General features: G+C 55.5%; 10 protein-coding genes. 7 read left to right on the top strand and 3 right to left on the bottom strand.

Annotated elements, in window-relative coordinates; all coding sequences use genetic code 11:
• Nucleotides 1-78: 78 nt before the first annotated feature.
• Nucleotides 79-639, bottom strand: a complete 561-nt coding sequence (gene nudE / locus OGW17_RS13275) for an ADP compounds hydrolase NudE (RefSeq protein WP_012135506.1) — start codon at nt 637-639, stop codon at nt 79-81.
• A 322-nt stretch (nt 640-961) separates the two neighbouring features.
• Here nudE and igaA point away from each other — a divergent pair, with 322 nt between their 5' ends.
• The 5 genes from igaA to pckA all read left to right on the top strand — a co-directional run bounded on the left by igaA (nt 962) and on the right by pckA (nt 7,196).
• Nucleotides 962-3,094, top strand: coding sequence for an intracellular growth attenuator protein IgaA (gene igaA / locus OGW17_RS13270; protein ID WP_049012024.1), 2,133 nt, complete (start codon nt 962-964; stop codon nt 3,092-3,094).
• A gap of 81 nt (nt 3,095-3,175) precedes the next feature.
• Nucleotides 3,176-3,844, top strand: coding sequence for a GMP/IMP nucleotidase (gene yrfG, locus OGW17_RS13265; RefSeq protein WP_071259363.1), 669 nt, complete (start codon nt 3,176-3,178; stop codon nt 3,842-3,844).
• Nucleotides 3,845-3,854: 10 nt separating this feature from the next.
• Complete coding sequence (gene hslR, locus OGW17_RS13260) at nt 3,855-4,256, top strand: ribosome-associated heat shock protein Hsp15 (protein WP_049012025.1); 402 nt, start codon at nt 3,855-3,857, stop codon at nt 4,254-4,256.
• A gap of 24 nt (nt 4,257-4,280) precedes the next feature.
• Nucleotides 4,281-5,159: an Hsp33 family molecular chaperone HslO gene (gene hslO / locus OGW17_RS13255; RefSeq protein WP_024131015.1), complete on the top strand. Its 879-nt coding sequence runs from the start codon at nt 4,281-4,283 to the stop codon at nt 5,157-5,159.
• Nucleotides 5,160-5,576: 417 nt separating this feature from the next.
• Complete coding sequence (pckA, locus tag OGW17_RS13250; protein ID WP_071259361.1) at nt 5,577-7,196, top strand: phosphoenolpyruvate carboxykinase (ATP); 1,620 nt, start codon at nt 5,577-5,579, stop codon at nt 7,194-7,196.
• 124 nt (nt 7,197-7,320) lie between these two features.
• Here pckA and envZ read toward each other — a convergent pair whose 3' ends face one another.
• Together envZ and ompR are read right to left on the bottom strand one after the other, a co-directional pair.
• Complete coding sequence (gene envZ / locus OGW17_RS13245) at nt 7,321-8,673, bottom strand: two-component system sensor histidine kinase EnvZ (protein ID WP_012135512.1); 1,353 nt, start codon at nt 8,671-8,673, stop codon at nt 7,321-7,323.
• Nucleotides 8,670-9,389 carry an osmolarity response regulator transcription factor OmpR gene (ompR, locus tag OGW17_RS13240; RefSeq protein WP_001157751.1) on the bottom strand — a complete coding sequence of 240 codons (720 nt, stop codon included), beginning with the start codon at nt 9,387-9,389 and terminating at the stop codon, nt 8,670-8,672. Before ompR ends, envZ begins: the two co-directional genes overlap by 4 nt.
• Before the next feature lie 226 nt (nt 9,390-9,615).
• On the opposite strand from ompR, the gene greB reads away from it, so the two are divergent.
• Both greB and OGW17_RS13230 read left to right on the top strand, forming a co-directional pair.
• The gene (gene greB / locus OGW17_RS13235) at nt 9,616-10,089 is read left to right on the top strand and encodes a transcription elongation factor GreB (RefSeq protein ID WP_012135514.1); all 474 of its coding nucleotides are present in this window, start codon (nt 9,616-9,618) and stop codon (nt 10,087-10,089) included.
• 97 nt (nt 10,090-10,186) lie between these two features.
• Nucleotides 10,187-12,517: a Tex family protein gene (locus tag OGW17_RS13230; RefSeq protein WP_071259358.1), complete on the top strand. Its 2,331-nt coding sequence runs from the start codon at nt 10,187-10,189 to the stop codon at nt 12,515-12,517.
• The last annotated feature ends 106 nt before the right edge of the window (nt 12,518-12,623 follow it).

Genomic DNA, 12,623 nt, shown 5'->3' with positions numbered 1-12,623 from the left:
CGACGCCTGAGACGTCTTATCCGGCCTACGTTTTGTTGTAGGCCAGGTAAAACGTCAGCCGCCATCCGGCAATATAAATTACAACCGCCCCTGCCCCTTCAGCCACTCACGGACCAGGAACAGCGCGCTGACGTTTCGCGCTTCACTGAAATCCGGTTCTTCCAGCAGATCCATTAAATGCGTCAGCGGCCAGCGCACCTGCGGCAGCGGTTCCGGCTCGTCGCCTTCCAGTGATTCAGGATAGAGGTCTTCCGCTATCACAATGTTCATTTTGCTGGAAAAATAGGACGGCGCCATGCTGAGCTTTTTGAGGAACGTCAGATCGTTCGCGCCAAACCCAACTTCTTCTTTCAGTTCGCGGTTCGCCGCTTCAAAAACGGTTTCGCCAGGGTCGATCAACCCTTTGGAGAACCCCAGCTCATAAGACTCCGTGCCCACGGCATATTCACGGATCAGAATCAGGTGATCGTCTACGATCGGCACAATCATTACCGCTTCACGAGTGGACGGACGCATACGCTCATAGACGCGGCGCACGCCGTTGCTGAATTCGAGATCCACACTTTCGACGTTAAACAGCCGGGATTTCGCGACAGTTTCAACTTTCAAAATGGTGGGTTTTTGTAATGATTTGCTCATCGTGAGAATCTATGCAGTGAAATCTGGTGCCATTGTGCGATATACAGCACGGTTTCGGCAATGTGAATTGCCGTTTATTTACATTTATGTAACGTAGTAAAAATTAATTCCCATTTAAAATTAAAAGTCAATAGGTTGAAATAACTCCAGGAATTTGCTGATATTCCGCTTTTGGTGGGTTTGCTATGATCCGCGTTCACTGGGATGCGCGTAAAAATGCTCAAGTTCAACTCCACGCTTGCCGATAGCCAACCACAGCATCACATTTATTCGACAGGGTGCGACTGACCACGCCTGACAGACTTAGTAAGATGGGGAAAGCATGAGCACCATTTTGATTTTCTTAGCTGCTTTGCTGGCCTGCTCTCTACTGGCAGGATGGCTACTCAGAGTAAGAGCCAGGCGGCAGAATCTGCCCTGGATCAGCGCCTTTTCAGACGCCGCGACGCGCAAGCTAACGCCGGAAGAGCGCAGTGCGGTTGAAAACTATCTCGACAACCTCAGTCAGATTCAGCAGGTGCCGGGGCCGACAGGCGCCAGTACCGCTCCCGTGTCGTTAACGCTGAATGCCCAGAGTAATAACGTCATTATTCTGACCCATTCCATTACGCGTTATGGCATCACGACCGACGATCCCAATAAATGGCGATATTACCTTGATTCCGTTGAGGTTCATTTGCCGCCGTTCTGGGAACAGTACATCAATGACGAAAATAACGTTGAGCTGATCCATACCGATACGCTTCCTTTGGTCATCTCGCTTAACGGCCACACGTTGCAGGAATACATGCAGGAGACGCGCGGCTATGCGCTACAGCATACCTCCTCCACCCAGGCGTCGATTCGTGGCGAAGAGAGCGAGCAAATTGAACTGCTGAACATTCGTCAGGAAACTCACGAAGAGTATGCGCTCAGCCGCCCTGCGGGGCTGCGCGAAGCATCGCTGATTGTGGCCTCATTCCTGCTGTTCTTCTGTTGCTTAATTACGCCGGATGTCTTCGTGCCGTGGATTGCGGGTGGCGCAATTCTGCTGCTCGCCGCAGGTCTCTGGGGGCTGTTCGCACCGCCATCTAAAACCTCGCTGCGGGAGATTCACTGCCTACGGGGAACCCCGCGTCGCTGGGGGCTGTTTGGCGAAAACGATCAGGAGCAGATCAACAATATTTCGCTGGGGATTATTGACCTGATTTACCCTGCCCACTGGCAACCCTATATCGCACAGGATCTCGGGCAGCAAACGGATATTGATATCTATCTGGATCGCCACGTCGCGCGGCAAGGGCGTTTTCTCTCCCTGCATGACGAGGTGAAAAATTTCCCGTTGCAACACTGGCTGCGTAGCGCCGTTATTGCGGGCGGATCGCTGCTGGTGCTGTTTATGCTGCTCTTTTGGATCCCGCTGGATATGCCGATCAAATTCACCTTGTCGTGGATGAAAGGCGCGCAAACCATTGAGGCCACCAGCGTTAAGCAGCTCCACGACGCCGGAGTTCGCGTGGGAGATACGCTGCATCTGAGCGGCAAAGGCATGTGTAATATCCATCAGTCTGGTAGCTGGACTGCGCAGCCGAACTCCCCTTTTATGCCGTTTGATTGCTCGCAAATCATCTGGAATGACGCGCGGACGCTGCCGCTGCCCGAGTCCGATCTCGTCAACAAAGCCACAGCGCTGACCCAGGCCATCAACCGCCAGCTGCACCCTAAGCCGGAAGATGACTCCCGCGTTAGCGCATCACTGCGTTCGGCGATTCAAAAGTCCGGGATGGTATTGCTGGATGATTTCGGCGACATCGTATTAAAGACCGCCGATCTGTGCGCCGCCGAAGATGAATGCGTGCGCCTGAAAAATGCGCTGGTGAACCTCGGCAACAGCAAAAACTGGGCCGCGCTGGTCAAACGCGCGAATGCGGGCAAACTTGACGGCGTGAACGTTCTGCTGCGCCCTGTCAGCGCGGAGTCGCTCGATAACCTGGTGACGACCTCAACCGCGCCGTTTATCTCCCGTGAAACCGCGCGCGCCGCACAGGCGCTTAACAGCCCCGCGCCGGGCGGCTTCCTGATTATCAGCGATGAAGGCAGCGATCTGGTTGATCAGCCGTGGCCGTCGATGTCCCTGTACGATTACCCCGCGCAGGAACAGTGGGGCGCATTCCAGCGCCTGGCGCAGATGTTAATGCAAACGCCGTTTAGCGCCGAAGGGATCGTCACCCGTGTCTACACCGACGCCAACGGCACGCAGCACATCGGTCTGCACCGCATCCCGGATCGTTCCGGTTTATGGCGCTACCTTGGCACGACGTTGCTGATGCTCACCATGCTGGGCTGCGCCGCTTACAACGGCATTCAGGCGTTCAGACGTTATCAGCGTAACCGCACCCGTATGGCGGAAATTCAGGAATATTATGAAAACTGCCTGAATCCAAAGCTGATCGCCTCCCCGGAAAGCCTCATCTGACAGCTCACGGTATGCTACCCTGTAGCGCATATCCGGCAAAAGCCGCCAGGGTTTGGCGGCAATCTCATCTGGAGAATTCCCATGCATATTGATATTGCCTGGCAGGACGTCGATACCGTTTTGCTGGACATGGACGGCACGCTGCTCGATCTGGCATTCGATAACTATTTCTGGCAGAAACTGGTGCCGGAAACCTATGGCGCACAGCAGGGAATCACTGCACAGGAAGCCCAGGACTATATTCGCCAGCAGTATCATGCCGTGCAGCATACGCTAAACTGGTACTGTCTTGATTACTGGAGCGATCGGCTGGGTCTGGACATTTGCGCCATGACGACGGCACAGGGGCCGCGCGCCGTGCTGCGCGAAGATACCGTGCCGTTTCTGGATGCGTTAAAAGCCCGCGGTAAACGCCGCATTCTGCTGACCAACGCGCACCCGCATAACCTGGCGGTGAAGCTGGAACATACCGGTCTGGCATCACACCTTGATTTATTACTTTCCACCCACACATTTGGTTATCCCAAAGAGGATCAGCGGTTATGGCACGCAGTGGCTGAAGAAACGGGAATAAGCGCAGAGAAAACGCTGTTTATCGACGACAGCGAACCGATTCTCGACGCCGCCGCCCAATTCGGCATTCGTTACTGCCTCGGCGTGACCAATCCCGACTCCGGCATTGCGGAAAAGCAGTATGCACGCCATCCGTCGTTGAATGATTACCGCCGACTGATCCCCTCACTGATGTGAAGGAGACGCCATGAAAGAAAAGCCCTCTGTTGAGGTCCGACTGGATAAATGGCTGTGGGCCGCACGCTTTTATAAAACCCGTGCATTGGCCCGCGAAATGGTTGAAGGCGGTAAGGTGCACTATAACGGGCAGCGCAGCAAGCCGGGCAAGATTGTCGAGCTGAATGCGACGCTGACCCTGCGCCAGGGCAACGACGAGCGGACGGTAATCATTAAAGGCATTACCGAGCAGCGCCGTCCAGCAAGCGAAGCCGTTACGCTGTATGAAGAAACAGCGGAGAGCGTGGAAAAACGCGAAAAAATGGCGCAGGCACGCAAACTTAACGCATTAACCATGCCGCACCCGGACAGGCGACCGGATAAAAAAGAGCGCCGCGACCTGTTACGATTTAAACACGGCGACAGTGAGTGACTGTCACCCGCAAGAGAGATGATTATGCCGCAACATGACCAATTACATCGTTATCTGTTTGAAAACTTTGCCGTGCGCGGCGAACTGGTGACCGTATCGGAAACCCTGCAACAGATCCTCGAAAACCACGCCTATCCGCAGCCGGTCAAAACCGTGCTGGCCGAGCTGCTGGTCGCCACCAGCCTGCTGACCGCCACGCTGAAATTTGCCGGTGACATTACCGTGCAGTTACAGGGCGACGGCCCGCTGAGCCTGGCGGTGATCAACGGCAATAACAACCAGCAGATGCGCGGCGTCGCTCGCGTACAGGGCGAAGTGCCGGAAAACGCGGATCTGAAAACGCTGGTGGGCAACGGCTATCTGGTGATCACCATTACGCCGGAAGAAGGCGAGCGTTATCAGGGCGTGGTCGGTCTGGAAGGCGACACGCTGGCGGCGTGCCTGGAAGATTACTTCCTGCGTTCCGAACAGTTGCCGACACGCCTGTTCATCCGCACTGGCGAGGTGGAAGGCAAACCGGCGGCGGGCGGAATGCTGCTACAGGTAATGCCCGCGCAGAACGCGCAGGCGGACGACTTCGATCACCTGGCGACGCTGACCGGAACCATCAAAACCGAAGAGTTGCTGACCCTTCCGGCTAACGATGTGTTGTGGCGTTTGTACCATGAAGAAGAAGTCACGCTCTACGACCCGCAGGACGTTGAGTTCAAGTGTACCTGTTCTCGTGAACGCTGTGCGGGCGCGCTGAAAACGCTGCCGGATGAAGAAGTGGACAGCATCCTGGCGGAAGAAGGCGAGATCGATATGCACTGCGATTACTGCGGCAGCCACTATCTGTTCAACGCGATGGACATTGCGGAAATCCGCAACAACGCCTCCCCTGCCGACCCGCAGGTGCATTAATCACTAGTAAAAAGCCTGATGGCGAATCGCTCATCAGGCTTACTCATTTACAGGTCGGATAAGACGCATCCGCGTCGTCATCCGGCCTGCCCCGCAAAATTCCGCACTTTTTGTTCATTTTTTCCTTCGTGGTGAATCGATATTTTATATGTAAGGGTTTCGTAAATTTCTTACATGAATGCGATTACACTCACAACATTCCCGCAGAATACACTCATTTTTAACGTTTTAAGAACATTTTCCACAACAAAAAAGGGTTCTCTGCCATAATAAGCGCCGCTTCGTGACAGGAGTCACAGCGTTTTCGGTCAATCGTGATTTTGTCCAGATACGTAAATCTATGAGCCTCGTCGCGGTTAACAAACCCTAAAAAACCCTACAATTTCAGGTAATACATATTGGCTAAGGAGTAGTGACATGCGCGTTAACAGCTTAACCCCGCAAGATCTCAAGGCTTATGGTATCAATGACGTTCAGGATATCGTTTACAACCCCAGCTACGACCTGCTGTACCAGGAGGAACTCGATCCTACTCTGGAAGGTTACGAGCGCGGCGTATTAACGAATCTGGGCGCCGTTGCCGTTGATACTGGTATCTTTACCGGACGTTCGCCGAAGGATAAATACATTGTCCGTGACGACACCACGCGTGACACGCTCTGGTGGTCCGACAAAGGCAAAGGCAAGAACGACAACAAACCGCTGTCCCAGGAAACCTGGCAGCACCTGAAAGGGCTGGTAACTCAGCAACTCTCCGGCAAACGCCTGTTCATCGTTGACGCCTTCTGCGGCGCTAACGCGGATACCCGTCTCTCCGTTCGCTTCATCACGGAAGTCGCCTGGCAGGCGCATTTTGTCAAAAACATGTTCATCCGTCCTACGGACGAAGAACTGGTGGATTTCAAACCAGACTTTATCGTGATGAACGGCGCGAAATGCACCAACCCGCAGTGGAAGGAACAGGGGCTGAACTCTGAAAACTTCGTGGCCTTCAACCTGACTGAACGCATTCAGTTAATTGGCGGCACCTGGTACGGCGGCGAAATGAAAAAAGGGATGTTCTCCGTCATGAACTACCTGCTGCCGCTGAAAGGCATTGCTTCCATGCACTGCTCCGCCAACGTGGGCGAGAAAGGCGACGTCGCGGTCTTCTTCGGGCTTTCCGGCACCGGGAAAACCACCCTCTCCACCGACCCGAAACGCCGTCTGATCGGCGATGACGAACACGGCTGGGATGACGACGGCGTGTTTAACTTTGAAGGCGGCTGCTACGCGAAAACCATCAAGCTGTCTAAAGAAGCCGAACCGGAAATCTACAACGCTATCCGTCGCGATGCGCTGCTGGAAAACGTCACCGTTCGCGAAGATGGCGCCATTGATTTCGACGATGGTTCCAAAACCGAGAACACCCGCGTCTCCTACCCGATTTATCATATCGATAACATCGTTAAGCCGGTATCAAAAGCGGGTCATGCAACCAAAGTCATCTTCCTGACTGCCGACGCTTTCGGCGTGCTGCCGCCGGTTTCTCGCCTGACGGCTGACCAGACGCAGTACCACTTCCTGTCTGGCTTTACCGCTAAACTGGCCGGTACTGAGCGCGGCGTTACCGAACCGACGCCAACCTTCTCTGCCTGCTTCGGCGCGGCGTTCCTGTCGCTGCACCCGACGCAGTACGCTGAAGTGCTGGTCAAACGCATGCAGGCATCCGGCGCACAGGCGTATCTGGTAAACACCGGCTGGAACGGCACGGGCAAACGTATCTCCATCAAAGATACGCGCGCGATTATCGACGCCATCCTGAACGGCTCTCTGGATAATGCGGAAACCTTTAATCTGCCGATGTTTGACCTGGCGATCCCGACCGAGCTGCCGGGCGTAGAGACACGTATTCTTGACCCGCGTAACACCTACGCGTCACCGGAACAGTGGCAGGAAAAAGCCACCGCGCTGGCGAAACTGTTTGTCGAGAATTTCGAGAAATACACCGATACCCCAGCCGGTGAAGCGCTGGTCAGCGCCGGGCCGAAGCTGTAAAAAAACACGCCGGATGGCGGCTGCGCCTTATCCGGCCTACGGAGCATACGCTGTTGTAGGCCCGGTAAGCGTAGCGCCACCGGGCGCTGAAAAACGAAAAGGGAGGCATTTCGCCTCCCTTTTCTTATGCGTCTTTCGTCGAACCCGGTACGCGAGCGACCGGAATCGGCAGCCAGGCGCGAATAGAAAGCCCACCGCGCTCGCTGGAGCCAATCTCCAGCATACCGTTATGGTTATCCACAATACGCTGCACAATCGCCAGACCCAACCCGGTGCCGCTGGTGCTGCGCGCGCTGTCGCCGCGCACAAACGGCTGGAACAGGTGCTTACGCTGTTCCGGCTTAATGCCCGGCCCATCGTCTTCAACCTGGAACCAGGCGCGATGCGGTTCCGTACCGCTGCTAACCTTGATCCAGCCATTGCCATAACGGGCGGCGTTGACCACCATATTGGCGATCGCGCGTTTAATCGACAACGGATGCATTTTCACCTGAATACTGCCCGGTTGCAGCGCGGTATCAATTTCCCGCTCGTAGCCGCTTTCCGCCGCAATAACCTCACCCAACACGGCATTCAGATCGGCCATCTCCATCGGCATTTCCTGACCGGTACGCAGGTAATCGATGAATTGTTCGATAATGGCGTTGCACTCTTCGATGTCCTTATTAATGGACTCCGCAAGATAGCCGTCCTCTTCACCCATCATTTCGGTAGCCAGGCGGATACGCGTCAACGGTGTGCGCAAATCGTGGCTCACCCCCGCCATCAGCAAGGTACGGTCATCAGCCAGTTGCTTTACACCCGCCGCCATATGGTTGAAGGCGCGGGTCACAGAGCGCACCTCCGACGCGCCATACTCGCGCAGCGGCGGTGGAATCATGCCTTTCCCCACCTGCAACGCGGCATGTTCAAGATCAACCAGCGGTCGGTTCTGGATACGAATAAACAACCATGCGCCGCCTATCGCCAGCAGCATAATCGCCAGCGTATAGCGGAACAGCGGGGAGAAATCGCCCTGATGGATTTCCGTCAGCGGCACGCGCACCCAGATATTGGGCGACAGCCAGGTTTTCAGCCAGACCACCGGCGAGCTTTTGTTGACCTCAACGCGCACTTCCGTCGGGCCGCCCAGCTGCTGCGCCATCTGATGGCTTAAGAATTCATAGTGTTGCGCCCAACGCAGCCCGGCCTCTTCGGCAGCCTCGTTGGAATAGAGAGAAATCCCCAGCTCACGATAGATTTCCCGGCGGAACGCAGGCGGCACCACCAGTTGCGTGCCGTCCTCCAGTTGCAGCTTATCGGTCATCAGCATACGAACTTCGTAGGCCAGAACCTTATTAAACTGCTGGAGGCTCGGCAGAATCGCAAAGTTCAGCACCACCAGATAAGTCGTCACCAGGCTGACGAACAGCAAGGTGACGATGAGCAGTAGCGTGCGGGCAAATGAACTTCGCGGTGAGAAGCGCATTCGCCTCATGCTTTAGAACCGTCCGGTACAAAGACGTAGCCCAGGCCCCAGACGGTCTGAATGTAACGCGGATGCGCCGGATCTTCTTCCACCATGCGGCGTAGACGGGAGATCTGCACGTCGATGGAGCGTTCCATCGCAGAGTATTCACGACCGCGCGCCAGGTTCATCAGCTTATCGCGGGAGAGCGGTTCGCGCGGGTGGCTGACCAGCGCTTTCAGTACCGCAAATTCACCGCTGGTGAGCGGCATCGGTTCGTCTTCGCGGAACATTTCGCGGGTGCCGAGGTTCAGCTTGAACTTACCGAAAGCGATTACCGCTTCTTCCTGCGAAGGCGCGCCCGGCAGTTCGTTCGCCTGACGGCGCAGCACAGCGCGAATACGCGCCAGCAGTTCACGCGGGTTGAACGGCTTCGGAATGTAGTCGTCAGCACCGATCTCCAGACCCACAATGCGGTCCACTTCTTCGCCCTTCGCCGTCACCATGATGATCGGCATAGGGTTGCTCTGGCTGCGCAGACGGCGGCAAATTGACAGGCCATCTTCGCCAGGCAGCATGAGGTCCAGTACCATAAGATGGAAGGACTCACGGGTCAGCAGACGATCCATTTGCTCGGCGTTTGCCACGCTTCGAACCTGGAAGCCCTGCTCGGTCAGATAACGTTCCAGTAGCGCGCGCAGGCGCATATCGTCATCCACCACCAGAATCTTATAATTCTCTTGCATTGTTTTACTCCCAAAGGTTCGCAACAATTGAATGTGTGTATTCTTAAAAAAGCTTACGTTCGTCACCAGCGAATTCTGGTATAAATTCCAGGCTAAATTGTTACAAAGCATATTTAACAGCAGCTTAAGTATACAATTAATCTTGCGACACATTATTTATTCTGCTGCGGCGATCACGTAATACGTATTGTGCGCATCGCCAAATAGTCAAAGGTAAATCAACGAGATGAAAACGCCCCTGATTACCCGGGAAGGGTACGAAAAACTCAAACACGAGCTGAATTATCTCTGGCGGGAAGAGCGCCCGGAAGTCACCAAAAAAGTGACCTGGGCTGCGAGTCTTGGGGACCGCAGCGAAAATGCCGACTATCAGTATAATAAAAAGCGCCTGCGTGAGATCGACCGTCGTGTTCGTTATCTGACCAAATGCATGGAAAACCTGAAAATCGTCGATTATTCCCCGCAGCAGGAAGGCAAAGTGTTCTTCGGCGCGTGGGTGGAGATCGAAAACGATGAGGGCGATATCCGCCGCTTTCGCATCGTCGGCTACGATGAAATTTTCGGTCGTAAGGATTACATCTCCATCGACTCGCCTATGGCGCGGGCGTTGCTGAAAAAAGAAGTGGGCGATCTCGCGGTAGTACACACACCCGCCGGCGAGGCCAGCTGGTACGTTAATGAGATCGAATACGTAAAATAGCGCCGGAACAATCCGAAGCCCCCGCTGATGACTGGCAATTTTGCCAGTCAATCCGTATAACTATCCCCTGATTTTTTACTCAGATGAAACTAAATCCATGATGAATGATTCTTTCTGCCGCATTATCGCGGGTGAAATTCAGGCACGCGCCGAACAGGTAGACGCTGCCGTTCGCCTGCTTGACGAAGGGAACACCGTGCCGTTTATCGCACGTTATCGTAAGGAGATCACCGGCGGGCTGGATGACACGCAGTTGCGTAATCTGGAGACCCGTCTGGGATATCTGCGTGAACTGGAAGACAGACGTCAGGCCATTCTCAAGTCCATTTCCGAGCAAGGCAAGCTGACCGATGAGCTGGCTAACGCCATCAACGGCACGTTAAGTAAGACCGAACTCGAAGACCTCTACCTGCCCTACAAACCCAAGCGTCGCACACGCGGGCAAATCGCCATCGAAGCCGGACTTGAACCGCTGGCTGACCTGCTGTGGTCAGATCCCTCCCACACCCCGGAAACGGAAGCGGCAAACTACATCGACGCTGACAACGGCGTGGCGGATGCCAAAGCAGCCCTTGATGGCGCGCGTTATATCCTGATGGAGCGTTTTGCCGAAGACGCGGCGCTGCTGGCGAAAGTGCGCGATTATCTGTGGAAGAACGCCCATCTGGTCGCGACCGTCGTGAGCGGCAAAGAGGAGGAAGGGGCGAAATTCCGTGATTATTTCGATCATCACGAACCGATCGCCACCGTCCCTTCACACCGTGCGCTGGCGATGTTCCGTGGCCGCAACGAAGGCGTGCTGCAACTGTCGCTGAATGCCGACCCGCAATTCGATGAGCCGCCCAAAGAGAGCCACTGCGAGCAGATCATCCAGGATCACCTCGGCCTGCGTCTGAACAACGCCCCGGCGGATAGCTGGCGCAAAGGCGTGGTGAGCTGGACATGGCGTATCAAAGTCCTGATGCATCTCGAAACCGAACTGATGGGCACCGTGCGTGAACGCGCGGAAGATGAAGCCATTAACGTCTTTGCCCGCAACCTCCACGATCTGCTGATGGCGGCGCCTGCTGGCCTGCGTGCGACTATGGGTCTCGATCCGGGTCTGCGTACCGGCGTGAAGGTCGCCGTAGTGGACGGCACCGGTAAACTGGTCGCCACCGACACTATTTATCCACATACCGGTCAGGCGGCTAAAGCTGCGGTGGCGGTTGCCGCGCTGTGCGAAAAACACAACGTTGAGCTGGTGGCGATTGGTAACGGCACGGCATCGCGCGAAACCGAGCGCTTCTTCCTCGACGTGCAGAAACAGTTCCCGAAAGTGACGGCGCAGAAAGTGATCGTCAGCGAAGCCGGAGCATCGGTGTATTCCGCTTCCGAGCTGGCGGCGCTGGAGTTCCCGGATCTGGACGTTTCGCTGCGCGGCGCGGTCTCTATCGCCCGTCGTCTGCAAGACCCGCTGGCGGAGCTGGTGAAAATCGATCCGAAATCCATCGGCGTCGGCCAGTATCAGCACGACGTCAGCCAGACCCAGCTTGCCCGTAAGCTGGATGCCGTTGTGGAAGACTGCGTAAACGCCGTCGGCGTCGATCTCAATACCGCGTCCGTACCGTTGCTGACCCGCGTGGCAGGCTTAACGCGCATGATGGCGCAGAATATCGTCGCCTGGCGTGATGAAAACGGTCAGTTCCAGAACCGCCAGCAGTTGCTGAAAGTGAGCCGTCTGGGGCCGAAAGCCTTTGAACAGTGCGCGGGCTTCCTGCGCATCAACCACGGCGATAACCCGCTGGATGCCTCTACCGTTCACCCGGAAGCCTACCCGGTGGTCGAGCGTATTCTTGCCGCCACCCAACAGGCGCTGAAAGCGCTGATGGGCAACAGCAGCGAGCTACGCAATTTGAAAGCGGTGGATTTCACCGACGACAAATTCGGCGTGCCAACCGTTACCGACATCATCAAAGAGCTGGAAAAACCGGGCCGCGACCCGCGTCCAGAGTTCAAAACCGCGCAGTTTGCTGATGGCGTAGAAACCATGAACGATCTGCAACCGGGCATGATTCTGGAAGGCGCCGTAACCAACGTCACCAACTTTGGCGCGTTTGTGGATATCGGCGTACATCAGGACGGTCTGGTGCACATCTCTTCCCTGTCGAATAAGTTCGTCGAAGATCCACACACCGTGGTGAAAGCGGGCGACATCGTGAAGGTGAAAGTGCTGGAGGTTGACCTGCAACGTAAGCGCATCGCGCTGACCATGCGTCTGGACGAGCAGCCGGGTGAAACCAACGCCCGTCGCGGCGGCGGCAACGATCGCGCCCAGGGCAACCGCCCGGCGGCAAAAGCGGCGAAGCCGCGTGGTCGTGACGCGCAGCCTGCGGGCAACAGCGCCATGATGGACGCGCTGGCGGCCGCAATGGGTAAAAAACGCTAATCAAGCCTTATGCTTGTAGGCCGGATGAGGTATCTATACCGCCATCCGGCCGTCATATTTGAAATTAACAATTAAATCTTACGAATTAAATTGCTTAATTCATTAC

The organism is Citrobacter sp. CK181 (genome assembly GCF_030333595.1).
GTDB classification, from domain to species: Bacteria; Pseudomonadota; Gammaproteobacteria; order Enterobacterales; family Enterobacteriaceae; genus Citrobacter_B; species Citrobacter_B koseri.
The sequence above is the reverse complement of the archived record's forward strand: the minus strand, read 5'-3'. Positions and strand labels throughout refer to the sequence as shown.

Coding starts and splice junctions, on each gene's coding strand:
- OGW17_RS13230 (WP_071259358.1), top strand. CDS start 10,187: ATGATGAATGATTCTTTCTGCCGCATTATCGCGGGTGAAATTCAGGCA.
- hslR (WP_049012025.1), top strand. CDS start 3,855: ATGAAAGAAAAGCCCTCTGTTGAGGTCCGACTGGATAAATGGCTGTGG.
- igaA (WP_049012024.1), top strand. CDS start 962: ATGAGCACCATTTTGATTTTCTTAGCTGCTTTGCTGGCCTGCTCTCTA.
- envZ (WP_012135512.1), bottom strand. CDS start 8,673: ATGAGGCGAATGCGCTTCTCACCGCGAAGTTCATTTGCCCGCACGCTA.
- greB (WP_012135514.1), top strand. CDS start 9,616: ATGAAAACGCCCCTGATTACCCGGGAAGGGTACGAAAAACTCAAACAC.
- yrfG (WP_071259363.1), top strand. CDS start 3,176: ATGCATATTGATATTGCCTGGCAGGACGTCGATACCGTTTTGCTGGAC.
- hslO (WP_024131015.1), top strand. CDS start 4,281: ATGCCGCAACATGACCAATTACATCGTTATCTGTTTGAAAACTTTGCC.
- pckA (WP_071259361.1), top strand. CDS start 5,577: ATGCGCGTTAACAGCTTAACCCCGCAAGATCTCAAGGCTTATGGTATC.
- ompR (WP_001157751.1), bottom strand. CDS start 9,389: ATGCAAGAGAATTATAAGATTCTGGTGGTGGATGACGATATGCGCCTG.
- nudE (WP_012135506.1), bottom strand. CDS start 639: ATGAGCAAATCATTACAAAAACCCACCATTTTGAAAGTTGAAACTGTC.